The sequence below is a fragment of the Stenotrophomonas sp. 82F1 genome, assembly GCF_056861525.1.
Window position 1 is genome coordinate 117,018 of sequence record NZ_JBSPUD010000009.1, and the last position, 23,976, is coordinate 140,993.

Consider the following 23,976-nt stretch of genomic DNA (forward strand, 5'->3'; position numbering starts at 1 on the left):
CCGCCCCACCCCGCCGATGCCGTCTGACCGCTATCGTGCGGCGCAAAATGACACCGGTTTCCTGTCTGGCTAGAATCGACCGTGAACCGTGCCGGGGCCGAACCATCGGCCCGCCCCCTGCTCTGGAGAAGCCATGTACTGCAAGACCCATTACGCCACCCATCCCGATGCCATCAAGGGCGCCAGCAACGATCAGCTGCGCGAGCTGTACCTGCTCGATGGCCTGTTCAACGCCGATGCGGTGACCCTGAAGTACACCCATTACGAACGCTTCGTGCTGGGTGGCGCCGCGCCGGTCAACGGCCCGCTGGCCCTGCCTGCGCAGACCGAACCGGCCTCGGCCGCCGGCCATCCGTTCCTGGAGCGCCGAGAGCTGGGCATCATCAACGTCGGCAGCGGCACCGGTACGGTCACCGTCGATGGCACCGTGTACACGCTGGGGCCGAAGGATGGCCTGTACGTGGCGATGGGCAGCAAGGACGTCGTCTTCGCTTCGCAGGATGCCGCCAACCCGGCGCAGTTCTACCTGGCCTCGACCCCGGCCCATGCGCGCTTTGAAACCAAGCAGCTGTCGATCAAGGACGCGGTTGCACTCGATCGCGGCGCGCTGGAAACCAGCAACGAACGCACCATCTACCAGTACATCGTGCCGGCCACCTGCCAGTCCTCGCAGCTGCTGCTGGGCCTGACCGTGCTCAAGCCGGGCAGCGTGTGGAACACCATGCCGCCGCACCTGCACGACCGCCGCAGCGAGGTCTACTTCTACTTCGACCTGGGCGACAGCGACCGCGTCTACCACTTCATGGGCGAGCCGGACGCACAGCGCCACATCGTCATCCAGAACAACGAAGCGGTGGTGTCGCCGCCGTGGTCGATCCACATGGGTGCCGGCACCAGCAACTACGCCTTCATCTGGGCGATGGGTGGCGAGAACCTGGACTACACCGACATGCACGTGCTGGACATCTGCCAGCTCAAGTAAGCACTGACAGGCCGCCGCGCACGTTGTGCGGTGGCCGCTTGCCTGCATCACGCACGCCTCTACCAAGGAACGCATACGCAATGACCAATCCCTTCAGCCTGGAAGGAAAAGTCGCTCTGGTAACCGGTGGCAACACCGGCCTGGGCCAGGGCATCGCGGTGGCACTGGCTGCCGCTGGCGCCGATGTCGCGGTGGCCGGCATCGCCCCGCCCACCGAAACCATCGAGAAGATCACGGCGCTGGGCCGCCGCTGCCTGGCCATCGAAGCCAACCTGATCAGCATCGAACCGGTCGAGCGCGTGGTGCGCGAAACCATCGAGGGCCTCGGCAGGCTGGACATCCTGGTCAACAACGCCGGCCTGATCCGTCGCGCCGATGCGGTGGACTTCAGCGAGCAGGACTGGGACGACGTGATGAACGTCAACATCAAGTCGGCCTTCTTCATCTCGCAGGCTGCCGGCCGCCATTTCATCGCCCAGGGCAGCGGCAAGATCATCAACATCGCCTCGATGCTGTCGTTCCAGGGCGGCGTCCGCGTGCCGTCGTACACCGCCAGCAAGAGCGGCATCGCCGGCATCACCCGCTTGCTGGCCAACGAATGGGCCGGCAAGGGCGTGAACATCAACGCCATCGCGCCGGGCTACATGGCTACCGACAACACCGCCGCGCTGCGCGCCGATGCAGACCGCAACAAGGCGATCCTCGAGCGCATTCCGGCCGGCCGCTGGGGCAACCCGGAAGATCTGGCGGGAGCGGCGGTGTTCCTGGCTTCGTCGGCGTCGGATTACATCAACGGCGCAGTGCTGCCGGTCGATGGTGGCTGGCTGGCGCGCTGAAGTACACCGGTCTGTAGAGCCGAGCCAATGCTCGGCTGTCGCGCTCTGATCAAAAAACAGCCGAGCGTGGCTCGGCTCTACAGGGGGCTGGCGATGCGAAGGCTGTTGTTGCTGCTGTTGCTGTCGAGCACCGCCGCGCATGCGGCGCCGGTGCGGCTGTTCATTGCCGGCGATTCCACCGCTGCCGAATACGGCCCCGAACGCGCGCCACAGGCCGGCTGGGGGCAGATGCTGCAGAGCTATCTGGACCCGGCGCGTTTCGAAGTGCACAACCACGCCAAGGGCGGGCGCAGCACGCGCAGCTTCATCGACGAAGGGCGCCTGGATGCGATTGCCGCCGAACTACGTCGTGGCGATGTGCTGCTGATCCAGTTCGGCCACAACGACGCGAAGTTTGAAGATCCCACGCGCTACACCGACCCGGACAGCGACTATCCACAACTGCTGATGCGTTACGTGCAGGTGGCGCGTGACAAGGGCGCCACACCGGTGCTGGTCACGCCGGTGGCGCGGCTGCTGTACGACTTCGGTTCGCTGCTGGATACGCATGCGCGTTACACGCTGGCCATGCAGCAGCTGGCCGCACGCGAACACGTCGCGCTGATCGACCTCAACGACCGCAGCATGCGCTGGATCCGCGCACTGGGCGAGCAGGGCGCGCGTCCGTACTTCCTGTTCGTGCCGGAACAGCACAAGGCCGATGGCACGCACTTCAGCGCGGCCGGTGCCACTGCAGTGGCGTGCCTGGTGCTGCGCGAAGCGGTGCAGGTGTTGCCGACGCTGAAGCCCGCACTGGTGCGTGATATCGACTGCGATGTGACGGGTGCAGGGCAGGGTGACGATCCTGCGCGACCCTCGCAGGTGGTGCATGAGGACACGCTGGCGCGCGCGCAACCGGGCCCGCACGGCGGCGCCGGGCCGACCACGGCGTATCCGTTCTTCGCCGATGCGCAGGGCCTGCCGTTCGTGCTGCGCAAGCGTGTGCTGCACAAGGGCGCGGGCATCGGCCTGCACCCGCAGCACAAGGATGAGATCTACTACATCGTCAGCGGGCAGGGCAGCTATGTGCTGGATGGAAAGCAGTACGACGTGCGTGCTGGGCATGCGCTGCTGACGCGCATGCCCAGCACGCATGCGCTGCAACAGGTGGGCGAAGAGGATCTGGTGGTGCTGCTGGTCTACCCACGTTGAACCTGTAGGGCCGAGCCTACGCTCGGCTGCTTTTGGTCGAAGCAGCGAGGGCTCCTGTAGGTACAGATGGGTGTGCTAAGAGCCCACGACAAGAAATCCATCTGCTCGCCGCAGTATTTCCTTTATGACATCGTCTTCGTCGAACTTCTGAAAAAGTGGAAGCTCGTCATACTGACCAAACTTGGCTGCCGGAATGAAGTGCCCGCGGAATACGACCATCTTCACTTCAGGTCGCGATGCGGCAACCTGTTTCCTGGCGGGAGCCCATGCGGATACCTCATCCGCGAATGGCAAATTGCCGACACGCGGCCATCTTCCCTCCTTCATGACATCTTGGAAGAGAAATACGTCCAGCACGCTGTTCACGGCGGGTATCTGCGCGGTGGAAAGAATGCACGCCTTGGAGATGACAGGGAGTATGCCGACGTCCACATCCTGATATGCACGGATATAGCCGAAGCTCTGCTGCTCGGCATCCAATGGAACTGCAAAGACGTCTCCAGCGACGACACGTACGCGCTTCTTGGTCTTTGCTTCAACTCTCGTTGGCATTAGTGGGGCGCCTCTGATGAACGGTCTTCAAATCTGAGCAGCGGTCAGGTACCGGCAACGAACATTCGAGCGTCACTAGTCACCGAGGTTGTCGTCGGCCAACGTTGTAGTGCGAATGAGACAGCGCGGGAGAATGCAACGGTCGTGGACCGAGATTCAAGGCCAGGTGCGACATTGCACTGATTTAGACCCGTGCAATACAGGTGGATCAGATTTGCAGCGGCTCCGCGCCAAAATGCAGCAGACCCAGCCTGGCAAGGTCTTCCGGGCGGGCGTAGTAGTCGTCCTCGAACGCCTCCAAGGCCTGCTGCTCGTTTTCGCTCATCGCGCCATAAAGGTCGGTCAGTTCCTCGATCGCCGGGTCGTCTTCCAGACGATCCAGCAGCCCGCGCATGCCCGCCAGGATCGCGTGGGTCTGTGTTGCGCCCATCGCCTGCAATGCGCGCAGCGCCAGCTGGCAGGTGGGGTCGCCCCAGTTGCACAGGAACTGCATGAAGCCGCCGTTGTTGATGTCTGCTTCCATCCGCCACAGCGCGACCAGCAGCTGGTCTTCATCGGACAGCGCGTCCAGTTTCCACGCACGCGATTGCAGGCGGGCGAGGGCGGCTTCATAGCGGTCATCCCACACCTGGTTCGGAACGTTGACTACGCCGCGCTCCTGCGCCGGCAGCAGCGCCGGCCAGTTCACGCCCAGGCCATCGGCGGTGGTGACCCACTGCGCACGTTGTTCGGCATTGGCTTCGAACAGGGCTGGCGCCCAGCGCAGCGGCTGCCGGGTGTGGCGGCCATCGGCCAGGGTCAACAGGACGAAGTCGTCGTTGAAGGCAACGTCGGTAACCCGCAGGTCGGTAAACACATCGGTCATGGCCTGCAGGGTACCGGGACGGGCGATCCATCCCCAAAAACTTCAAAAGCCCTGGGTGAATTTGAAGGTTACTTGCCTAAACTTCAAAAGCATGGGAGCCTTTTGAAGGATAGAGCGACTTCCGAGGAGATTTCCGATGCGCCGGGCAGACATTGCAGGGCCCTTGCAGACCTACCTCGTTCCCGTGGAAGGGCGGCCCAATCTGCTGGCGATGGTCCCTCCACCGACGCCTCGCCGGCTGCCGGAAGGGCATGCGGGCTCGCGGCAGCGCCTCATCGCTGCAAATGCCTCGCTGGATCGTCTGGATCAGGCGATGAGGCAATGGCCTGCCCCCGACATGGTGACCCGCACGCTCGCGCGGCGAGAAGCCGTTCAGAGCTCCCAGATCGAGGGTACCCAGACCAACCTGGACGAACTGCTGGTGTTTGAAGCCACACTCGGCCTGGATGGTTTGCCTGCCGATGTGGTGGTGACCGAGCGCTACGTACAGGCATTGCAACTGGGCCTTGACGCCGTGCGTGCCCGCGGACGTGAGGCACTCGATCTCACGCTGGTGAACCAGCTCCATGCAGTGCTGATGCAGGACGCTGCGGACGACTTTCCAAAGGGATGCTACCGCCAGGAGCAGGCCATCATCGGCCCGCTGGGTGGACGACCGGAGGATGCCCGTTTCGTTCCTTCGCCGCCCGATCGCATTGACGAGGGGATGCGTGAACTCGAGCGCGCCATGTTGAAGTACGAGCCCGTTGAGGGCGAGCCGTTTGAACTCAACATCATTGCGCAACTGGCAATAGCCCACGCCCAGTTTGAAACCATCCATCCTTACAAGGATGGCAACGGACGCACGGGAAGGCTGCTGTTGCCGTTGATCCTGGCCGCCGAACACCACCCCCCGCTTTACCTGTCAGGCGCCTTGCTGCGCAACAGGAGCGCCTACTACGACGCCCTCAACCAAGTGCAGCTTCGCGGTGAATGGGGCCCGTGGATGGATATGCTGTGCCAGGCCGTAGTGGAGTCTGCCCATGACGCGATCTCCATCGCCGACGACATGTCCCGGCTGATGGCAGAGTGGGAGATTCAACTTCGAGGGTATCGACGCGACTCGGTGGCACGCAAGCTTCCGCCACTGCTGATCGGCCACCCGGTGGTGACCGCAGCCAAAGTGGCTGCGTTATTGGACGTTTCCGATAGATCTGCCCTGACGGGCATCTACGCGCTTGAGTCTGAAGGAATCCTTGTCTCCGGCAACGATCGTCGCTGGGGACGGACCTATCACGCGCACGCCGTGCTGCAGCGGCTCAATCAACTGCCAGCGACGATTCCTGACCGCCTGCGTTGAACCGGTGGACCCTCACACATCCCCACCATCAGCCCAGCCTTCGCCCGTACCGGCCTGGAACACGCGGTCGTCGCCCTGCACATCGCCGGCCGGCAGGTGCGCCTGGTCGGCCAGTGCGGCATAGATCGGGGTGAAGTCCGGTGACGTCGCCTGCATCAGCTGTTCGAAGCTGTCGATGACGAAGTAGGTCTTCTGGAACGTGTCGATGCGGTAGCGCGTGCGCATGATCCGCTGCAGGTCGAAACCGATGCGGTTCGGTGCGGCCGACTCCAGCGAGTACAGCGATTCGCCCTTCGACGAGACGATGCCGGCACCGTAGATGCGCATGCCTTCGGGCGTATCGATCAGGCCGAACTCCACCGTGTACCAGTACAGGCGGGTCAGGTTCTGCAGCGCCTCCGGGCCGATCGCGTGCGCTTTGACGCCACCACGGCCGTAGGCCTCCATGTAGTTGGCGAACACCGGGTTCATCAGCAGCGGCACGTGGCCGAACAGGTCGTGGAACAGATCCGGTTCGGCGATGTAGTCGATCTGGTCGGGACGGCGGATCCACCAGGTGACCGGGAAACGGCGGTTGGCGAGGTGATCGAAGAAATCCAGTTCCGGCAGCAGGCCTTCCACGCCCACCAGGGTCCAGCCGGTGGCCGCACCGAGCACTTCGTTGAGCTGGTCGAAGCGCGGAATCATGTGCGCGCTCATGCCCATCTCGTCCTGTGCATCCAGGAATTCCTGGCAGGCGCGGCCGACCAGCAGCTCGCGCTGGCGCTGGTACAGCGTGCTCCAGGTAGCGTGGTCGTCGGCGGTATAGGTGTCCCACGGCTGCTCGACGAGCGCGGTGGTGTACACCGGCACGTAGCCCTTGTCGGTCTGCTGGTGTTCGACGCGGCGGGGCTGGGCGAGGTCCATGGAAGACTCCTTGACGGGATACCGTTGATGCTAGGGCAGGGGGCGCGCAACAGGGTTGCAAAAGTTGCGCGGATCAGCCGCCTTGGCGCAATATCATTGCGTACTCACCATGTTGCGGGGCAACAATGGCCGGAGAAGTCCAGTTCGATCGCACGGATATACGTCTGCTGGCCGAAATCCAGCGTGATGGTCGCGCCACCAACGCCGAGCTGGCGACACGGGTGAACCTGTCGCCGTCGGCCTGCCTGCGTCGCCTGCAGCGGCTGGAAAGCGAAGGGGTGATCGTCGGCTATGGCGCGCGCCTGGAGCCGCGCCGGCTCGGCCTGGGGCTGCAGGCCTTCGTGCGCGTGCAGCTGGAAAAGCATGACCAGGCCGCGATCGGGCACTTCGTCGACAGCGTGCAGGCCTGGGATGAAGTGGTGGCCTGCCACGCCCTGACCGGCGACATGGACTACCTGCTGCATGTCTATGTGCGCGACCTGGAACATTTTTCACGCTTCCTGCTCGACAGGCTGCTCAACGCCGGCGGCGTGGCCGACGCCAATTCCAGCTTCGTGCTGCGCACGGTCAAGGGTTTCCAGGCATTGCCGTTGTCGCAGCTTGAATGAGCGGGCGCCGTGATGTTTGACGGCGCGCGCGCACTGGTCGAGCATCGTGCCCCGCGGCGGCCGTCAACACGCAGGCAGCGCAGTGATTCCTTCTGGCTCCGGCATGTCTGATACCCCATCCTCGACGTCTTCCCTGGTGTTCCTTCCGCTGCGCGAGCAAAGCCTGCTGCGGCACCTGACCGACGGCACGCAGCCGGACACGCCGCTGGAGCAGGCCGGCCTGCTGGTGGCCATGCTGTGCCGCCGGCAGAAGCAACCGGCCGCCCAGCTGCAGCGGTTGCTGCACGATGCCTGTGCGTTGTTCGCCGCGGATGATGGCCCTGCTGCGCAGGCGCAGCTGGCGGCCAGCGCTGGACAGGATGCGCGGGCGCTGGAAGCGTGGCTGGGTGTGCTGGCTGCGCAGGACGTGCTGCTGGCACCGGACGAAGTGATGGAGACAGTGCTGGCAGCGTCGCCGCACGCGTATCCCGGCGCGGACTTCCAGGCGGCCTGCAGGATCACCCTGGAAGAGCACACCATCCATTTCCCGGCGACATCACTGGCCGAAGGCGATGACGAAGACGCCGGCGATGACGGACAGACAACGCACGCGACCCAGCACAACGGCCTGTTCACCTCCGAACAGGCACGCGTGCTGCGCGCGATCGCCGCCAATCCCGATGAACTGATCGACCTGCAGGCCTACGCCGGCACCGGCAAGGGCCATCTGGTGCTGGCGCTGCTGCAGGCGCGCCCGGGCCGCTACACCTACGTGGCGCCCACGCGTGGCCAGGTCGAGGCATTCCGCGCGCGGCTGCCGGCCGACGCTGGCACCCGCCTGCTGACCCAGATCGAGTTCGCCAACACGATCGCCCGCCATGCCGCCGCCAACGGCCTGACCGGCGGCTTCGTACCCACCTACCGGCAGAGCACGCTGACCTTGCGCGAGGCGGCCGCACGGCTCGGCCTGCCGGCCATCGGCGCGCGCCGGCCGGACCAGGTCTTGATGATCGCCCTGGACGCCATCAACCGCTGGTGCGCGTCGTCAGCGCCGAACCTGCAGGCCTGGCACTTCCAGCGCTCGCTGGGCGCAGCGCAGCTGGAAGCCACGCCGTTCATCGCGGCGGCGGAGTTCGTCTGGCGCTGCATGTTCGATGCAGTGGTGCAGAAGGGCGGCTGCCTGCGGTTGGATGCGGGCCATATCGGCAAATGGCTGGCGCTGCGTGGCGTGCCGCTGCCGGTGTCGCTGGGCATGGTGCTGGTCGATGAGGCGCACGATCTCAGCCCGGCGTGGAAACAGCTGCTGGCCACCCACGCGCCCGGCGTGGTCAGCCTTGGCGATCCGCATCAGCGGTTGAGCGGACGCGTACAGCGCTGGTCATCGGCGAAAACGCTGGAGATGCACCAGTCGGTGCGCCAGGGGCGCCAGGTCGATGCGCTGGTCAACCAGTCGCTGGCACTGGACGATCTCGGCGAGCCGGCACCGTTCATGGGGGCCAGCGACCGCGCCACCGGCCTGCGCCGTTATGACGACTGGTCGGTGGTGCCCAGCACTGGCGCCCGACTGTACGGCAGCCTGTGGCGGATGCTGCTGGAAGCCAACGCGCTGGTTGCGCGTGGTGCGCGCGTGCATCTGCATCCGGCGTCGCGGCAGGCGCTGTTGAAAGAGGTGGACGGTCCGATCGATGCATGGCGCAGCGCCGCCGCTGGCGGCCCCGGACAACGCTGGGAAAGCTTCGTGCAGGTCTGCGCCAAGCGTGGACAGGCGGACATTCCCGCGCTGTTTGCCGGTGGCTTCGATGCTGCGGCGCTGCAGCGTCTGCTCGGGCAGCTGGTCGATGCGGGCGAGGCCAGCATCGTGCTGTGCCTGGCCCAGCATGCCAAGAACCTGCAGTTCGCCACGGTGTCCATGGCGCCGTGCTGCTTCGACAGCGGCCATGATGCGCGCGCGCTGCACAGCCCGGTGCGCGCAGCCTACGTCGCGATCACCCGTGCGCAGCAGCAGCTGTGGCTGCCGGGGGACGCGATGGAGCAGTTGCAGCTGAGCGCACAGCGGCATGACCGGGCGGTCGACGAGCGGCGCCGTCAGCGACGCCTGGCCAGTGGCTATCCACCGCCGCGGCGCTGACCGCCTGGGTCGTTCAGGCAGTGCGCTTCAGCACTTTTCCTTGCGGCCCATCAGCTTGCCCAGGCGCGAAGGCTCGTCGCACTTCGGCGCAGCCACCGGTGCCGGTGCCAATGCGGCGGCGCGGGCCTTCTGCATCTGCTGGATCTTGGCGCGGATCTGCGGCATCGCCGCCATCGCGGCCTTCTCGCCTTCCAGGATGGCGGTGCCGCGCTGGCTGAAGTCGGCCGCGCCGATGTCCAGCACCTTCGGCCGGATCACGATGTCCGCGCGTGCCAGTTCCTGCTCGCCCAGGCGCTGGCCCATGATCGAGATCGACTGGTTGACGATGCCGAGCATGCCGGTCGGCGCCTTGCCGCTGGCCTTGCTGGAGATGTCCACGGCGATCACGAACTCGGCGCCGAGCTGGCGCGCGGCGTCCACCGGCACAGGGCTGACCACGCCGCCGTCGATGTAGTTGCGGCCACCGATCTTCACCGGTTCGAACACGCCGGGGATGCTGCTCGACGCGCGCACCGCCTGACCGACATTGCCGCGCACGAAGATCGAGCGCTCGCCGGTTTCCAGCTGGGTGGCGACGGCAGCGAACGGCTTCTTCAGGCGCTCGGCCGGGCGGTTGGCCACCTGTTCGTTGACGTAGTCCTGCAGCTTCTGGCCCTGCACCAGGCCACCGGAGAACAGGCGTACGTCGCGGATGCTGGCTTCATCCAGCGCCACCGCCTTGCTCTGCATCTGGAAGGCGTCCATGCCGCTGGCATACAGCGCGCCGACCACGCTGCCGGCACTGGTGCCGGACACCACCACCGGTTCGAAGCCGTTGGCCTCGAGCATCTTGATCACGCCGATATGCGCAAAGCCCTTGGCCGCGCCGCCGCCGAGGGCGATGCCGATCTTCACCGGCTTGGCCTGCGGCACCAGGGTGGGCTGCGCGGGCGGGGTGGGGCGGACCTCTTCGCCACCGCAGCCGGCCAGCAGGCCGAGCAGGGCGACGGACAGCAGCACACGGGGGCGGAACAGGCTCATCGGCAGTGCGCTCGCGGCGCCGGATTCAGGAAAGGGCGCCAGCATACCGAAGGCGTGGCAGGGCGGGCAGGGTGGGGCGGCTCCCCATTCATGAAATGCGGGCGGTAGATGCCGACCTTGGCCGGCGCTTGCACAATCCAGTGCCGGCCAAGGTCGGCACCTACCGATATCCTGCGGTCAGAACCGGCGCGCCGTCCGGCCGTCGGCCCACTCAGCCCAGCAGCGAACTCTCGCCGCGGCTCTTGCCGCCGCCCTGCGGCGCCGCCATCCACATGCGGCCGGCCAGGCGCGAGAACGGCAGCGACTGCAGCCAGACCTTGCCCGGCCCGGTCAGGGTGGCCAGGAACACGCCCTCGCCACCGAACAGCACGCTTCGGATGCCTTTGACCCGGCGCACGTCCATGTCCACGGTCGGGTGGTAGGCGACGATGCAGCCGGTATCGACATCCAGGCGTTCGCCGGCGGCCAGCTCACGCTCGACCACGCAGCCGCCGGCATGGATGAACACCCAGCCGTCGCCCTCCAGCTTCTGCATGATGAAGCCCTCGCCACCGAACAGGCCGGTCATGATCTTGCGCTGGAACTGCACGCCGATCTGCACGCCGCGCGCGCCGGCCAGGAAGCTGTCCTTCTGGCAGATCAGGCGCCCGCCGTGCTGGTCCAGCTTCATCGCCAGCACGGTACCGGGATAGGGCGCAGCGAAGGCGACCTTGCCGCGGCCCTGGCCGGTCTGCGTGTAGACAGTGGCAAACAGGCTCTCACCGGTCAGCACGCGCTTGCCGGCGGCCATCACCTTGTCCATGAAACCGCTGCCTTGGCCACCGCGTGCACCGCCGCCGAAGACGGTATCCATCTGCACCGAAGCGTCCTTGAACATCAACGCGCCGGCCTCGGCCACCGCACCCTCGCCGGGGTCCAGTTCGATTTCCACGAACTGCATTTCATGGCCGACGATGCGGAAGTCGATGCGGTCGGCACGGCTGCCGGTGGACGCAGTTGCGGTTGCGGGCGTGGCTGGGGGCATCGGCGGCGGCGCTGCCGTGGCGGCGCCGGCCTGCTGCAGGGCGACGATTTCGGACACCGGTGTCCACCCTGTCATGCCCTGGCACCAGGCCAGCGCGCGCGGATTGGCCTGGGCGAAGCGGCGCGCGGCCTCCTCGTCGAACGGACCGACACGGTCGGCCTGGCCGGGAGCATGGAAGTACCACTGGGTCATCGCAGCAGGTCCGTTGCGGGGGAAAACGCCGAGTCTAGCGGCAGCTTCCGGCGGCGCGCGAGGCGGCCATGAACGATCGGCATTTGCGAGGGAGGTGCTGTATTGCAACAATTATCTGGTAGCGCCGTTTTACCACCCCTCCAAACACAGCCTACCGCCATGTCTCCGACCCGTACTTCCCGTGGCCGCTCTCCGGTCGCGCGCCCGCTCGTTGTCGCTCTTTCCGCCCTGCTGCCGCTGGCAGCAGCCGCTCAGGAAACCCCCGCCGCCAAGGATCCGGTCGCCCTCGATGCGCTGCAGGTGACTGCACAGCGTCGCGTCGAGAACGCCAAGGACGTACCGGTTGCGATCAGCGCGATCCAGGGCGAAAAGCTCGACGTGCTCGGTTCGGCGGGCGATGACATCCGCTTCCTTGCTGCGCGCGTGCCGAGCCTCAACATCGAGTCCTCCTACGGCCGTGCCTTCCCGCGTTTCTACATCCGCGGCCTGGGCAACACCGATTTCGATCTCAATGCTTCGCAGCCGGTCTCGCTGGTGTACGACGATGTGGTGCAGGAAAGCCCGCTGCTGAAGGGCTTCCCGCTGTTCGACCTGGCCGGTGTGGAAGTGCTGCGCGGTCCGCAGGGCACCCTGTTCGGGCGCAACACCCCGGCCGGCGTGGTCAAGTTCGATTCGGCGCGTCCGTCGCAGGATGCCGATGGCTACGTGCGCGTGGGCTATGGCACCTACAACAGCTGGAACGTGCAGGGCGCCTACGGCGGCCCGCTGACCGACCGCTGGTCCGCACGCGTGTCGGCCATCTACCAGCGTCGCGACGACTGGGTCGACAACACCCGTGCCGGTGCGCCCAACAGCGGCTTCGAAGGCTATGACGAAGCCGCCGGCCGCGTGCAGTTCCTGTACGAAGGCGAGGATTTCGAAGCGCTGTTCAACCTGCACAAGCGCAAGCTCAACGGCACCGCCCGCCTGTTCCGCGCCAACATCATCGAGAAGGGCGGCAACGCGCTGGTCGAGAACTTCGACCGCGACAAGGTCGCCAATGACGGCGTCAACTTCTCCGACCTGGAAACCTGGGGCGGCAGCGCGCGCCTGCAGTGGAACCTCGGTTCGGTGACCCTGCATTCGATCACCGGCTATGAGACCGCCGAATCGCTCAACCGTGGCGACATCGACGGTGGCTACGGCGCAGCGTTCCTCGGCGCGGGCAACTCCGGCCCGGGCCTGATTCCGTTCTCGTCCGAGTCGGCCGACGGCCTGCCGCACCACCGCCAGTGGACCCAGGAATTCCGCGTGGAATCCAACGAATGGGGCCGCTTCGACTGGCAGGCCGGCGTCTTCTACTTCGATGAAGACGTCACCATCAACAACTTCAACTACGACTCGCTGACCCCGGGCAATCCGCAGACCGGCCACGTGGTGCAGCAGCAGCGCAACAAGGCGTGGGCGGTGTTCGCGTCGGGCGACTTCGATGTCACCGACCGCTTCAAGCTGCGTGCCGGCGTGCGCTACACGCAGGACAAGAAGGACTTCAGCGCCAGCGTGCTGCAGGCCGTGCCGTTCGGTACCCCGGTCAGTGGCCCGTACCTGGCCAACACCGACGTCAACGACGTCAGCTGGGATGTCAGCGGCGTGTACAAGCTGACCGACAACGTCAATGCCTATGCGCGCGTGGCCAAGGGCTTCCGTGCACCGTCGATCCAGGGTCGCCTGGCGTTCGCGCCGGGCCTGTCGCAGGCCGATTCGGAGAAGGTGATCTCGTACGAAGCCGGCATCAAGGCCGACCTGTTCGAGCGTCGCGCACGCCTGGGCTTCAGCGTGTTCCGCTACGACGTGGACGGCCAGCAGCTGATCGCCGTGGGTGGCACCAACAACACCGCCACCCTGCTCAACGCCGACAAGACCATCGGCCAGGGCGTCGAGCTGGACCTGGAAGCCTACCTGGCCGACAACGTTCTGCTGACCTTCGGCAGCAGCTACAACGACACCGAGATCAAGGACAAGAACCTGGCGGTGGCGGTCTGTGGCGGCGGCTGCACCATCACCGACCCGACCACCATCATCAATGGCGGCACCTACGCCCTGGTCAACGGCAATCCGCTGCCGCAGGCGCCGAAGTGGATCCACAACGCGACCCTGCGCGTGGGCTTCCCGCTCAGCGATGGCAGCGAGCTGTATGCCTACACCGACTGGGCCTACCGCAGTGCGGTCAACTTCTTCATCTACGAGTCGCCGGAGTTCCGTGGCCGCAGCTCGCTGGAAGGTGGCCTGCGCCTGGGCTACAACTGGGATTACGGCCAGTACGACGTGGCCGTGTTCGGCCGCAACCTGACCAACCAGACCCGCGTGGTCGGCGCGATCGACTTCAACAACCTGACCGGCTTCCTCAACGAGCCGCGTACCTGGGGCGTGGAGTTCACCGCGAAGTTCTGATGCGGTTGCAGCAGTGATGCAATGAAGAAGGGCCGGCGCAATGCCGGCCCTTCTGTTTTCTGCTTCCTGTAGAGCCGAGCCTGCGCTCGGCTGCTCTGAGCCGAGCATGGCTTGGCTCTACAGAGGCATGGCTTACAGCGCGCTCTGCGGGCGCACCTTCAGCACCGCGTTCTCGGTGGCGCAGTCACGGCTGGAATGCAGGCCGGCCTTGCGCGCGGCAGCGATTTCCTTGCGCGCAGCCAGCAGGTCCTTGTTGAACGCGGCGTTGTCATGCAGACGGGCGACGGCAGCCGCGCCCATGAAGCGGCCTTCGAGGATGTCGCTCTGCCAGTGCACGTTGCACACCAGGCGGCTCTCGCCGTAGTTGCGACCGCGTGCCTGGATGGCATCGGCGCGGTCCGGTGCGATCTCCGACAGGATCAATGCCCATGCCCAGCCGATCGAGGTGTGGCCGGACGGATAGGAACCGTTGCTGCGCAGCCCCTCCTCATCCTTCGGCGAGCAGGTCGGCTCGCCGTTGACCATGAACGGACGGGGGCGCTTGTAGGTGTTCTTGGCGGCCTTGGTGGCAGCGCTGGCGTCGATGCGGCTGCGCTCCAGCAGACGGTACAGGGCCGGGGTCTTCACTGCGTCGACATCAATGTCGGCGGCGCAGGAGAAGTGGTTGGCGCCTTCCGGGAAACCCAGCTCCGCATCGACGCCGGCCTGGGTGAAGCGCGGGCTGCCGCGCAGCGCACGGGCTTCACGGCTGACCTGTTCGTCCAGCGCGAAGGCGGCCGAGCCGGCCGCCGGTGGTGCTGGTACCAGGTCGATGCTGGCCGGCACCGCGGTCTTGTCCAGGTAGCCCACGGCCTTGGTGGTGATGTTGGCTTCGACGGCGGTCGGCTTGCTGGCGGTGGCGGCACAGCCGGCCAGCGACAGCGCGATGGCCAGGCCGAGCAGTGGACGGGCAGGGGAGAGGATCGACGACATGGGCAGACTCGGGAAGGAAACTCGCCGGCCATGATCGCAGCCTCGATCACCGGCCGCAGTGGCCATCGGTCATACGGCCAGACCCGGCATGGTCCGCCGCTGGGTGGTGAAAACCGTCATCAAGTGTCGGCAATCTCCTGAATCCGGGCGCAGCGCACGGACTTTCACGTGCTGCCGCCATGAGCATCAGGTCACAGCCGGGCCGGGGGGATCCGCTGAAAGGGAGAGAAGCGATGCGCAGCACCGCAACAGGAAGTACCGTCCTGGCCCTGGTTCTGGGGTTGGCGACCGCCCCGGCGCAGGCCGCCGATGTCTACGGCGTGGCCTTCGTGCATGGCACCGGCGCGCAGACCAATGCCACGCAGGACTACTGGCAGCCGGCGATCATCGACACCGTCCGCCAGGGCATGCCGAACAGCAGCAACTACGTGGTCATCAACTGCGACTTCACCCAGTACATGTGGAAGCCGGAAGCGGCCGGCTGCCTGGCCAACCAGCTCACCGGCTTCATCGACAGCCGTGGCATCACCCAGCTGGTGGTGATCACCCACTCCAACGGCGGCAACGTGATGCGCTGGATCCTGTCCAACCCCACCTACGACAGCCGCTACCCGAAGATCATCAACCGGGTGCGCAAGGTCACTGCGCTGGCGCCCTCGTCGGCAGGTACGCCGCTGGCCGACGCGGTGCTCAACGGCAACACCTTCGAAACCTCGCTGGGCTGGCTGCTGGGCTACAAGAACGATGCCGTGCGCATGCAGCAGGTGGGACACATGGCCACCTACAACGCGCAGAACCTGTATGGCACCGCCGGCCGCCCGGCCCTGCCCAAGCCGTTCCGCGCAGTGGTTGGCAGCGATGTCGAATCGGCGGTGTGGGACAGCAACAGCTACTGCGGTGGCTACGCCGCCAATGTCGGCCTGGAGTTCACCCAGAACTGGCTGTCATCGTGCTCGGACGGCTTCCTGGAATGCAGCAGCCAGAAGGCGGCCGGCACCCTGTGGTTCACCGACAAGGCGCGCACCCAGGGCGCCGAGCCGCTCAGCCACAACCAGAGCCGCCGCGAGTGCTTCGGCCTCGGCAGCATCCTGCGCAACGACCTGACCCAGTGAGGGAGATGACCATGACGATCCATTCCACCCTGCTGGCTACCGCCGTGCTGGCGGTCCTTTCCACCGCATCGGCGCAGGCCGCGCAGCCGCTGCGCGTCGCCGCCGGCGACCAGATTCCCGCTGGCCTGGTTGCCGCGCCGCTGCCGGCCGATGAAAGCGAGCACGCGCCACTGGCCTTCGCCTGGGCACTGGACCCGGCGCAACCACTGCAGGCCCTCGGTCCCCAGGCTGCGATCAGCCGCAGCTATTGGCAGCAGGTCGACGGTGCCGAGCTGCAGCGCGGCCTGGAGCTGCCGCTGAGCGCACCCGATGCGGTGATCCAGCTCAGCCCGGCGCCGGGTGCCCGCGCGCTGCCGGCCAGCGCGCTGCAGGTGCGTGATCCGGCGGGGCGCAGCAGCATCGCGCGCAGTGTCGATGCACGCCAGCTGCAGGATGCGGGCATGCCGGTCAGCGATGGCAGCAGCATGCTGCGCACCGGTGCCACCAGCGCAGCTGGCGCCTACCGCCTGCAGAGCGCGCAGGCGCAGGGCCGCTACGTGGTGCAGGTGCTGGAGCCCAACAGCCCGCTGCGGTTGGAAGTGCAGGCCAGCCAGGCGCAGGTGCTGGCCGGTGGCAACGTGCAGCTGCAGGCGCGTCTGCTGGAAGACGGGGCCAGCGCAGCGACGCTGCGTGCACGACGCGGCAGCCTCGGCGGTGAAGCGCTGCTGGTCGCACCCGATGGCCGCAGCTGGCCGCAGCGGCTGCTGCGCACCACCGATGGCAGCCTGCGCGCACAGGTAAGGATTCCGGCCGAGGCCAGCAACACCCAGGGCCTGTGGGAGCTGCAGGTGTTTGCCCAGGCCGACGGCGTGCTGCGCGATGGCAAGGTTGCCTTCGCGGTGGCCAGGCCGACCGCCCGCTTCGTCGGCCAGGCCATGCCCGATCCGGCCAGCCGCCAGGTCAGCCTGCCGCTGCAGGTGGCCGCCGCCGGCCGCTACGAGGCGCGCGGCACGCTGTATGCCACCGCGGCCAACGGCCAGTTGCAGCCGGTGGCGCAGGCCCATGCTGCAGCGTGGTTCGATGGCCCGGGCCGTGGCGCGCTGGTGCTGCCGTTCGACCAGGCCGCGTTGCCTGCCGGCTTCGGTGCGCCGTATGAACTGCGCGACCTGCAGCTGCAGGACCAGAGCCGGATGGCACCAATCGAGTCGCGCGCGCTGGCGTTGCGGTTCTGAAGCAAGGCGTGGCGGGCCGGATGTCCGGCCCGCTGCACCGTCTTCTGTAGAGCCGAGCCTATGCTCGGCTGCCGTTCCCGCGGCCACGAGCAGCCGAGCATAGGCTCGGCTCTACCGGGGGCTGTCGATCACCCCGCGGAGGCGGTCAGCCGTCCGTCCTGTTCCACCACCGTGATCGCGCCGCCGAACACGGCCGACAGCGGTTCGTCGCGCAGCAGCTCGGCGCGCGCGCCATCGGCCACCACGCGGCCGTCGCGCAGCAGCACCACCCGCTCGATCTCGGGAATCACTTCCTCGATGTGATGGGTGACCAGCACCAGGGTGATGCCCTGCTGGGCCAGCACGCGCATGGTGGCGATCAACTGCTGGCGGGCCACCAGGTCCAGCCCGGTGGAGGGTTCATCCAGCAGCAGCGCCTGCGGCCGGTTGACCAGCGCACGGGCGATCAGCACGCGGCGGGTCTCGCCGGCCGAAAGTTCGGCGTAGGCACGCTCACGCAGGCCCGACGCACCGGTCATCGCCAGGGTCTCGCCGACCCGCCCGCGCATGTCGGCGGTGACCTCGCGGAAGGCCGGCACCATGTAGCTGGCGAAGAACCCCGACAGCACCGCCTGCTCCACCGTCAGCCCCGGCATGTCGGCCAGGTTGCTGCTGAGGTCGCCAGTGACGATGCCCAGCTGCGAACGCAGGCGGTCGACCTGCCAGCGGTTCTGCCCCAGCACCTTCACTGCCACCGTGCCGTCGGCCTGCGCCAGCGGGTACAGCTCGCGGGTGATCAGCTTGATGAAGGTGGACTTGCCACAGCCATTGGGGCCGATCAGGGCGGTGTGCTGGCCCTGCGCGATGCGCAGGCTCAGCCCGTGCAGGACCTTCACCTGGCCGCGCATCACGCTGGCGCGGTCCAGTTCGATCAAGGGCGGCAGGTCCCCGGCGGATGGGGCAGGGTCTACGGCGCGGATGCGCGGATCAAGGCTCGACAACACGGGTCCCCAACTGTGAACGAAGCCACGGAATGGCGCTGCCAATCCAGCGGTGCAAGGTGCAGTTTGCAACGCAAGCGCCCATGATGTCTTCCATACCTGTGTCGCTCTGGAGAGCCGCCATGCCTGATGCCCTGATGTCCCTGCTGACCGGTGGCGTGCTGGGCCTGGGCTGGTGGCAGCTGGCCCTGGTGCTGCTGGTCTTCACCCAGCTCACGATCTTCTCGGTCACCCTCTACCTGCACCGCAGCCAGGCGCACCGGGGCGTGGACTTCCACCCGGTGGTCGCGCACTTCTTCCGCTTCTGGACCTGGCTGACCACCTCGATGATCACCAAGGAGTGGGTGGCGATCCATCGCAAGCACCACGCCAAGGTGGAAACCGAGGACGACCCGCACAGCCCGGTCACCCGGGGCATCGGCCAGGTGTTCTGGCGCGGCGTGGAGCTCTACCGCGAAGCACGCGGCATGCGCGAGGACATCGAACAGTACGGTCGCGGCACGCCGGACGACGCCATCGAGCGCCGCCTGTACACCCCCTATGCCACCTTCGGCCCGGTGCTGCTGTTTGCGATCAACACGGTGCTGTTCGGCCTGCCGGGCATCGCCCTGTGGGCGATCCAGATGGCGTGGATTCCGTTCTGGGCCGCCGGCGTGGTCAATGGCCTGGGCCACTGGTGGGGCTACCGCAACTACGAGTCGGCCGACACCTCCACCAACCTGACGCCGTGGGCGTTCTGGATTGGCGGCGAGGAACTGCACAACAACCACCATGCGTTCCCCAGCTCGGCGCGCTTTGCGATGCGGCGCTGGGAGTTCGACATCGGCTGGAGCGCGATCCGCCTGCTGCAGGCCCTGCGCCTGGCCAAGGTATTGCGGGTGGCGCCGGCGATGGACGTGCGCCCGAACATCGCCGTGCCCGACGCCGACACGCTGAAAGCCCTGTTGTCGCATCGTTTCCAGGCGATGACCGACTACCAGCGCAACGTGTTCATGCCGGCATTGCGCGAGGAAGCACGGTACGCCGGTGCCAAGCTACGCCGGTTGCTGCCGCGCCGGCTGCGCCGTGGCCTGGTCAACGACGGCCGCTGGTTGAAGCCGGACAGCCGCGCGCAGCTCAGCGAATGGGTCGCCCAGCGCCCGCGCATCCGTACCCTGGTGGAATACCGAGCGCGCCTGGCAACGCTGCTGGAAGCGCGTGGCCACGATGCCGCCGAGCGCCTGCGTCAATTGCAGGCCTGGTGCCGCGAGGCCGAGGAAAGCGGCATCGCCGCGCTGCAGGCCTATGCCGCGCGACTGAAGGGTTACACCCTGGTGGGCGGATGAGGGCTGCGCTGACGGTGTTGCTGCTGGTCGCAGTGTGGGCGCCTGCCGTGCGGGCCCAGGTCAGCGACACCGCCAGCTACCTGCAGCGCATGGACAGCGACGGCGACGGCAAGGTCAGTGAAGCCGAGTACCTGCAGTGGATGCTGTACGCCTTCGATCGCATGGATCGCAACGGCGATGGCGTGCTGAGCGCAGATGAGCTGCCCGGTGGCAAGGGCAGGGCCATCACCCGCGAACAGCAGCGGCAGACGATCGTGCAGCGCTTCCACAAGCAGGACGCCAACGGCGATGGGTTCCTGGATGCGCGCGAACTGGCTGCACCACCACGCTGAGCGGGCATAGAATCGTGCCATGCCCGAACTGCCCGAAGTAGAAACCACCCGCCGCGGCCTGGCGCCGCACCTGCAGGGCCGCCGCGTGCATGGGGTGATCCTGCGCCGCGCCGACCTGCGCTGGCCGATCCCGCCGGAAGTGGCCGAGCTGCTGCCCGGCCAGCGCATCGAAGACGTGCGCCGCCGCGCCAAGTACCTGCTGCTGGACACCGCCATCGGCAGCGCCGTGCTGCACCTGGGCATGTCCGGCAGCCTGCGCGTGTTGCCCGGCGACACCCCGCTGCGCGCCCACGACCATGTGGATATCAGCCTGGACAACGGCCGCCTGCTGCGTTTCAACGACCCGCGCCGTTTCGGCAGCCTGCTCTGGCAGCCGGCCGGCGAGATCCATCCGTTGCTGCAGGGGCTGGGCCCGGAACCGCTGGATGAAGCCTTCGACGGCGACTACCTGTTCGCCCGCAGCCGGGGCCGCAGCGCGCCGGTGAAAACCTTCCTGATGGACCAGGCGGTGGTGGTCGGCGTGGGCAACATCTACGCCGCCGAAAGCCTGTTCAAGGCCGGCATCAGCCCGCTGCGCGAGGCCGGCAAGGTCACCCGCGAGCGCTACCGGCGGCTGGCCACGGCAGTGAAGGAAACGCTGGACTACGCCATCACCCGTGGTGGCACCACCCTGCGTGATTTCATCAGCCCCGACGGCGCGCCGGGCTACTTCGAGCAGGAGCTGCTGGTGTATGGCCGCGATGGCCTGCCGTGCCCCAGCTGCGGCCGCCCGCTCAAGCACGCGATGATCGGCCAGCGCGCAAGCGTGTGGTGCAGCCGCTGCCAGCGCTGAACGTCTTCATGCGCTGCACACGCGCAGCGCTATAGTCCAGCCGACATCCGCTGCGGGGGAGCGTTGGCGATGGACGAAGGCCCGGATATCACTGTCTGGCTGGATGCTGCGCGCGGCGGCGACCGTGCCGCGCTCGACCGCGTGCTGACCACCCTGTACCAGGAGCTGCACAGCATGGCCCGGCGGCAGTTGGCCGGGCAGCAGGGGCGCACCCTGGATGCGACCTCGCTGGTCCACGAGTCTTACCTGAAGCTGTTGGGCAGCCGCGGTGCGGCGCGTTTCGAGGACCGTTCGCACTTCTTCGCCTACGCCGCATCGTCGATGCGCAGCGTGGTCGTCGATTACGCGCGCAACCGCCTGGCGCGCAAGCGCGGTGGCGACCTCAAGCGGGTGGCCGAGATTCCCGAGAACAGCAGCAGCGGCATACGCCTGGACGAGGATCTGCTGGCCCTGGACGTGGCGTTGGAACGCCTGCAGGCCGTCGATGCGCACCTGGCCAAGGTGGTGGAACTGCGCTATTTCGCCGGGCTGTCGGAGCTGGAGATCGCCGAGCTTAGCCAGCGCTCGGAACGCAGCATCCGCCGTGACTGGCAGAAAGCACGGCTGTTCCTGCTGGCCGCGATGCGCAGCGACTGAGTCGCCGCCACCCACTCATGGATACCGCCCGCTGGCAGCAATTGTCGTCCTGGCTGGACCAGCTGCTGGAGCTGGCACCCGCCGCCCGCCAGCTGCGCCTGCAGCGCTTGAGCGCGCAGGACCCGACGCTGGGCCGCGAGCTGGAACACCTGCTGCAGCAGGAAGCCGACAGCCACGAGTTCATGGCCCAGCCGCTGTGGACCGCCACACCGCCGGGCCGCGCCGGCAGCGAGGTCGGGCCCTATCGGCTGCTGCACCCGCTCGGTGAAGGTGGCATGGGCGAGGTCTGGCTGGCCGAGCGCTGCGATGGCCTGTACCAGCGCCAGGTCGCACTGAAGCTGCTGCGCAGTGGCGTCGCCGATCCCGGCCTGCGTCAACGCTTCGGCCGCGAGCGGCAGATCCTGGCCCGCCTGCAGCACCCGCATCTGGCACAACTGCTGGACGCCGGGGTGGACCAGCACGGGCAGCCCTACCTGGCGCTGGATTACGTGGAAGGCGAGCCGATCAGTGACTACTGCCGGCGCCTGCAACCGCCGCTGGAAGCGCGTCTGCAGCTGATGCTGCAGGTCTGCGCGGTGGTCAGCCATGCGCATGCGAACCTGGTGGTGCACCGCGACCTGAAGCCCTCCAACATCCTGGTACGCGCCGATGGCACGGTGAAACTGCTCGACTTCGGCATCGCCAAGCTGCTCGACCACGACGATCCGAACGCGGCCCATCCGGCCACCGAAATCCGCGCTTTCACCCTGCACTACGCCGCGCCGGAACAGGTGCGGGGCGAGGCGGTGACGACCCTGACCGACGTCTATTCGCTGGGCGTGGTGCTGTTCGAGGTGGTCACCGGGCACAAGCCCTATCGTCTGCGCCGGCACAGCGACGCGGAATGGGAGCGCTCGATCCTGGATGTGCAGGCGCCACGTGCCTCGGCGCTGCTGCAACGGCTGGCCGCCGAGCCCGGAGCGCCGAAACGCGCCCTGCAGCGGCAGGCGAAGCGATTGCGGGGTGATCTGGACGTGCTGTTGGAAAAGGCCCTGCAGAAGGATCCGCAGCAGCGCTACAGCTCGGCCGAAGCGCTGGCCGGCGACCTGCGCCGCTACCTGCAGGGGCAGCCGATCCAGGCGCGACCGCCGGGCGTGGGGTACCGGGTACGCAAGTACATTGGCCGCCATCGCTGGGGCGTGGCCTTGGCGACGCTGTCGGTGTTGGCGCTGCTGCTGACCACGTCCATCGCCCTGTGGCAGGCGCGCCAGGCGCGGGTGGAAATGGCGCGTGCGCAGGCCATGCAGGATTTCACCGTCGGCCTGTTCGACAAGGCGGCCAGCCAGCGCCACGGCCATTTCGACGTGCCGCAGCTGCTGGCCACCGGCCAGCAACGGGGCGAAGCCGAACTCGCCGACCAGCCGCTGGCGCTGGCCGAGCTGCAGGGGGTGATCGGCCGCCTGCGCATCGGCCTGGGCGATTACCAGCTGGCGCTGCAGACGCTGGACCAGCAGCGCCGGCTGCTGCAGGCGGTGGGCGAGGTGCCGCCAGCGCTGCAGATCGAGGCGGTGACCCAGCGCGGGCGCGCGTTGCGCATGCTCGGCCGCGCGCGCGAGTGCCTGGCGCACCTGCAGCCGCTGCAACCGCTGGCGGCCAGCGAGGCGGCGGCCTTGCCGGCGGCCGTGGCCGAATTCCACAGCCAGCTGGGGCGGTGCCAGGCCCAGCTGGGTGACGCCGAGGCGGCGCGCCGCTCGTTCCAGCAGGCGCTGGCGCTGCGCCACCAGGGGATGGTCGAGCGCTTCGGGCGTGCTGAATCACTGGCCGATCTGGCCGCGCTGGACGCCACCGCCGGGCGCCTGCCGGGCGCGCTGGCCGGGTACCGGCAGGCGCTGGCCCTGCTCGGCCAGCGCGCCGACGCCAGCAGCCCGCAGGTGATCAGCCTGCACCGGCAACTGGGCGATGTGCTGGCCCGCCAGGGCGACACCAAGGCGGCAGCGGCCGAGCTGGAGCTGGCCTGGCAGGCAGCGCAGGATGCATGGGGACCGCGCCACCCGGAGGCGCTGGTGGTACGCCGCGCACGCGCGCTGCTGGCCCTGCAGCGCGGCCAGCGCACGCTGGCCGGCCAGGAACTGCGGCAGGTGCAGGCACAGCTGCTCGGCGCCCTGGGCCCGGACCATCGTGAGATCGGCTACGGCGAGTTCGCCCTCGGCAAGTGGGCCAGCGCCAGCGACGACCCCTCGGCAGCGGCGGCGCACTACGCCCGTGCGGTGGCGATCTGGCGCCAGCCGGACCACGTCGCCTTGCTGCCGCAGGCACTGCTGGCGCAGGGGCAGGCCCTGCAGGAGGCCGGCCAGACCGCACAGGCCCGCAGCGTGCTGGCCGAGGCACGGCAGCTGCTGCTGGCCCAGCGCGGGCCACAGGCGCCGGCCCTGCAGGAGCTCGATGCGCGCATCGCGGCATTGGCACAGGCTGAACAGCGCATCGATTCCACCGCTGCCCGTTAACGTTTGTCTGCCTATGATGGCCGACCTTCCCTTTGCTCCCG

General features: G+C 67.4%; 21 protein-coding genes. 14 read left to right on the forward strand and 7 right to left on the reverse strand.

Features of this window, described 5'->3' with window-relative positions; all coding sequences use genetic code 11:
* The first annotated feature begins 133 nt into the window (after positions 1-133).
* The 3 genes from kduI (at position 134) to AC13GI_RS11460 (ending at position 3,009) form a co-directional block, all read left to right on the forward strand.
* A complete protein-coding gene (kduI, locus tag AC13GI_RS11450) occupies positions 134-982 on the forward strand; it encodes a 5-dehydro-4-deoxy-D-glucuronate isomerase (RefSeq protein ID WP_089241851.1) in 849 nt (282 codons plus the stop codon).
* 80 nt (positions 983-1,062) lie between these two features.
* Entirely contained in the window at positions 1,063-1,818 is a 756-nt protein-coding gene (gene kduD / locus AC13GI_RS11455; protein ID WP_099819448.1) for a 2-dehydro-3-deoxy-D-gluconate 5-dehydrogenase KduD, read from the forward strand.
* A gap of 93 nt (positions 1,819-1,911) precedes the next feature.
* Positions 1,912-3,009, forward strand: coding sequence for a GDSL-type esterase/lipase family protein (locus tag AC13GI_RS11460; protein ID WP_482996314.1), 1,098 nt, complete (start codon positions 1,912-1,914; stop codon positions 3,007-3,009).
* Positions 3,010-3,084: 75 nt separating this feature from the next.
* Here the strand turns inward: AC13GI_RS11460 and AC13GI_RS11465 are convergent, their stop codons facing one another.
* A complete protein-coding gene (locus AC13GI_RS11465) occupies positions 3,085-3,561 on the reverse strand; it encodes an Imm26 family immunity protein (RefSeq protein WP_482996315.1) in 477 nt (158 codons plus the stop codon).
* 208 nt (positions 3,562-3,769) lie between these two features.
* Positions 3,770-4,426 (reverse strand): DMP19 family protein, encoded by a 657-nt coding sequence (locus AC13GI_RS11470; RefSeq protein ID WP_482996316.1) that lies wholly within the window; start codon positions 4,424-4,426, stop codon positions 3,770-3,772.
* Positions 4,427-4,589: 163 nt separating this feature from the next.
* On the opposite strand from AC13GI_RS11470, the gene AC13GI_RS11475 reads away from it, so the two are divergent.
* The gene (locus AC13GI_RS11475) at positions 4,590-5,765 is read left to right on the forward strand and encodes a Fic family protein (protein ID WP_482996317.1); all 1,176 of its coding nucleotides are present in this window, start codon (positions 4,590-4,592) and stop codon (positions 5,763-5,765) included.
* A gap of 12 nt (positions 5,766-5,777) precedes the next feature.
* Here AC13GI_RS11475 and phhA read toward each other — a convergent pair whose 3' ends face one another.
* Positions 5,778-6,671, reverse strand: coding sequence for a phenylalanine 4-monooxygenase (phhA, locus tag AC13GI_RS11480; RefSeq protein ID WP_482996318.1), 894 nt, complete (start codon positions 6,669-6,671; stop codon positions 5,778-5,780).
* A 125-nt stretch (positions 6,672-6,796) separates the two neighbouring features.
* On the opposite strand from phhA, the gene AC13GI_RS11485 reads away from it, so the two are divergent.
* Together AC13GI_RS11485 and AC13GI_RS11490 are read left to right on the forward strand one after the other, a co-directional pair.
* Entirely contained in the window at positions 6,797-7,279 is a 483-nt protein-coding gene (locus tag AC13GI_RS11485) for an Lrp/AsnC family transcriptional regulator (RefSeq protein ID WP_025875473.1), read from the forward strand.
* 103 nt (positions 7,280-7,382) lie between these two features.
* The gene (locus AC13GI_RS11490) at positions 7,383-9,386 is read left to right on the forward strand and encodes a hypothetical protein (RefSeq protein WP_099819452.1); all 2,004 of its coding nucleotides are present in this window, start codon (positions 7,383-7,385) and stop codon (positions 9,384-9,386) included.
* Positions 9,387-9,413: 27 nt separating this feature from the next.
* On the opposite strand, the gene AC13GI_RS11495 is transcribed toward AC13GI_RS11490, so the two are convergent.
* The gene (locus AC13GI_RS11495) at positions 9,414-10,406 is read right to left on the reverse strand and encodes a patatin-like phospholipase family protein (protein ID WP_099819676.1); all 993 of its coding nucleotides are present in this window, start codon (positions 10,404-10,406) and stop codon (positions 9,414-9,416) included.
* 211 nt (positions 10,407-10,617) lie between these two features.
* A complete protein-coding gene (locus AC13GI_RS11500) occupies positions 10,618-11,622 on the reverse strand; it encodes a TIGR00266 family protein (RefSeq protein ID WP_099819453.1) in 1,005 nt (334 codons plus the stop codon).
* Between the two features lie 159 nt (positions 11,623-11,781).
* Here AC13GI_RS11500 and AC13GI_RS11505 point away from each other — a divergent pair, with 159 nt between their 5' ends.
* The gene (locus AC13GI_RS11505) at positions 11,782-14,052 is read left to right on the forward strand and encodes a TonB-dependent receptor (protein ID WP_099819454.1); all 2,271 of its coding nucleotides are present in this window, start codon (positions 11,782-11,784) and stop codon (positions 14,050-14,052) included.
* A 132-nt stretch (positions 14,053-14,184) separates the two neighbouring features.
* On the opposite strand, the gene AC13GI_RS11510 is transcribed toward AC13GI_RS11505, so the two are convergent.
* On the reverse strand, positions 14,185-15,024 hold the full coding sequence (locus tag AC13GI_RS11510; RefSeq protein ID WP_099819455.1) for an acid phosphatase: 840 nt from the start codon (positions 15,022-15,024) through the stop codon (positions 14,185-14,187).
* A gap of 233 nt (positions 15,025-15,257) precedes the next feature.
* Here AC13GI_RS11510 and AC13GI_RS11515 point away from each other — a divergent pair, with 233 nt between their 5' ends.
* Together AC13GI_RS11515 and AC13GI_RS11520 are read left to right on the forward strand one after the other, a co-directional pair.
* Positions 15,258-16,136, forward strand: a complete 879-nt coding sequence (locus AC13GI_RS11515) for a hypothetical protein (protein WP_099819456.1) — start codon at positions 15,258-15,260, stop codon at positions 16,134-16,136.
* A gap of 11 nt (positions 16,137-16,147) precedes the next feature.
* A complete protein-coding gene (locus tag AC13GI_RS11520) occupies positions 16,148-17,347 on the forward strand; it encodes a DUF4785 domain-containing protein (RefSeq protein WP_482996319.1) in 1,200 nt (399 codons plus the stop codon).
* Between the two features lie 128 nt (positions 17,348-17,475).
* Here the strand turns inward: AC13GI_RS11520 and AC13GI_RS11525 are convergent, their stop codons facing one another.
* On the reverse strand, positions 17,476-18,234 hold the full coding sequence (locus AC13GI_RS11525) for an ABC transporter ATP-binding protein (RefSeq protein ID WP_482996326.1): 759 nt from the start codon (positions 18,232-18,234) through the stop codon (positions 17,476-17,478).
* Positions 18,235-18,449: 215 nt separating this feature from the next.
* Here AC13GI_RS11525 and AC13GI_RS11530 point away from each other — a divergent pair, with 215 nt between their 5' ends.
* The 5 genes from AC13GI_RS11530 to AC13GI_RS11550 all read left to right on the forward strand — a co-directional run bounded on the left by AC13GI_RS11530 (position 18,450) and on the right by AC13GI_RS11550 (position 23,935).
* Entirely contained in the window at positions 18,450-19,652 is a 1,203-nt protein-coding gene (locus AC13GI_RS11530; RefSeq protein WP_099819458.1) for a DesA family fatty acid desaturase, read from the forward strand.
* Positions 19,649-19,984 (forward strand): EF-hand domain-containing protein, encoded by a 336-nt coding sequence (locus AC13GI_RS11535; RefSeq protein WP_482996320.1) that lies wholly within the window; start codon positions 19,649-19,651, stop codon positions 19,982-19,984. Before AC13GI_RS11530 ends, AC13GI_RS11535 begins: the two co-directional genes overlap by 4 nt.
* Before the next feature lie 19 nt (positions 19,985-20,003).
* Entirely contained in the window at positions 20,004-20,816 is an 813-nt protein-coding gene (mutM, locus tag AC13GI_RS11540; protein WP_100554311.1) for a bifunctional DNA-formamidopyrimidine glycosylase/DNA-(apurinic or apyrimidinic site) lyase, read from the forward strand.
* A 69-nt stretch (positions 20,817-20,885) separates the two neighbouring features.
* Positions 20,886-21,452 carry an ECF-type sigma factor gene (locus AC13GI_RS11545; RefSeq protein WP_099819461.1) on the forward strand — a complete coding sequence of 189 codons (567 nt, stop codon included), beginning with the start codon at positions 20,886-20,888 and terminating at the stop codon, positions 21,450-21,452.
* Between the two features lie 17 nt (positions 21,453-21,469).
* Positions 21,470-23,935, forward strand: coding sequence for a serine/threonine-protein kinase (locus tag AC13GI_RS11550; protein WP_482996321.1), 2,466 nt, complete (start codon positions 21,470-21,472; stop codon positions 23,933-23,935).
* Positions 23,936-23,976: the final 41 nt, after the last annotated feature.

Excerpts from the sequence above, each read along its gene's own strand:
- phhA (WP_482996318.1), bottom strand. The coding sequence starts at position 6,671 with ATGGACCTCGCCCAGCCCCGCCGCGTCGAACACCAGCAGACCGACAAG.
- mutM (WP_100554311.1), top strand. The coding sequence starts at position 20,004 with ATGCCCGAACTGCCCGAAGTAGAAACCACCCGCCGCGGCCTGGCGCCG.
- AC13GI_RS11510 (WP_099819455.1), bottom strand. The coding sequence starts at position 15,024 with ATGTCGTCGATCCTCTCCCCTGCCCGTCCACTGCTCGGCCTGGCCATC.
- AC13GI_RS11470 (WP_482996316.1), bottom strand. The coding sequence starts at position 4,426 with ATGACCGATGTGTTTACCGACCTGCGGGTTACCGACGTTGCCTTCAAC.
- AC13GI_RS11550 (WP_482996321.1), top strand. The coding sequence starts at position 21,470 with ATGGATACCGCCCGCTGGCAGCAATTGTCGTCCTGGCTGGACCAGCTG.
- AC13GI_RS11485 (WP_025875473.1), top strand. The coding sequence starts at position 6,797 with ATGGCCGGAGAAGTCCAGTTCGATCGCACGGATATACGTCTGCTGGCC.
- AC13GI_RS11490 (WP_099819452.1), top strand. The coding sequence starts at position 7,383 with ATGTCTGATACCCCATCCTCGACGTCTTCCCTGGTGTTCCTTCCGCTG.
- AC13GI_RS11465 (WP_482996315.1), bottom strand. The coding sequence starts at position 3,561 with ATGCCAACGAGAGTTGAAGCAAAGACCAAGAAGCGCGTACGTGTCGTC.
- AC13GI_RS11535 (WP_482996320.1), top strand. The coding sequence starts at position 19,649 with ATGAGGGCTGCGCTGACGGTGTTGCTGCTGGTCGCAGTGTGGGCGCCT.
- AC13GI_RS11525 (WP_482996326.1), bottom strand. The coding sequence starts at position 18,234 with ATGCGCGGCCAGGTGAAGGTCCTGCACGGGCTGAGCCTGCGCATCGCG.
- AC13GI_RS11530 (WP_099819458.1), top strand. The coding sequence starts at position 18,450 with ATGCCTGATGCCCTGATGTCCCTGCTGACCGGTGGCGTGCTGGGCCTG.
- AC13GI_RS11520 (WP_482996319.1), top strand. The coding sequence starts at position 16,148 with ATGACGATCCATTCCACCCTGCTGGCTACCGCCGTGCTGGCGGTCCTT.
- AC13GI_RS11500 (WP_099819453.1), bottom strand. The coding sequence starts at position 11,622 with ATGACCCAGTGGTACTTCCATGCTCCCGGCCAGGCCGACCGTGTCGGT.
- AC13GI_RS11460 (WP_482996314.1), top strand. The coding sequence starts at position 1,912 with ATGCGAAGGCTGTTGTTGCTGCTGTTGCTGTCGAGCACCGCCGCGCAT.
- AC13GI_RS11495 (WP_099819676.1), bottom strand. The coding sequence starts at position 10,406 with ATGAGCCTGTTCCGCCCCCGTGTGCTGCTGTCCGTCGCCCTGCTCGGC.
- kduD (WP_099819448.1), top strand. The coding sequence starts at position 1,063 with ATGACCAATCCCTTCAGCCTGGAAGGAAAAGTCGCTCTGGTAACCGGT.
- kduI (WP_089241851.1), top strand. The coding sequence starts at position 134 with ATGTACTGCAAGACCCATTACGCCACCCATCCCGATGCCATCAAGGGC.
- AC13GI_RS11515 (WP_099819456.1), top strand. The coding sequence starts at position 15,258 with ATGCGCAGCACCGCAACAGGAAGTACCGTCCTGGCCCTGGTTCTGGGG.
- AC13GI_RS11545 (WP_099819461.1), top strand. The coding sequence starts at position 20,886 with ATGGACGAAGGCCCGGATATCACTGTCTGGCTGGATGCTGCGCGCGGC.
- AC13GI_RS11505 (WP_099819454.1), top strand. The coding sequence starts at position 11,782 with ATGTCTCCGACCCGTACTTCCCGTGGCCGCTCTCCGGTCGCGCGCCCG.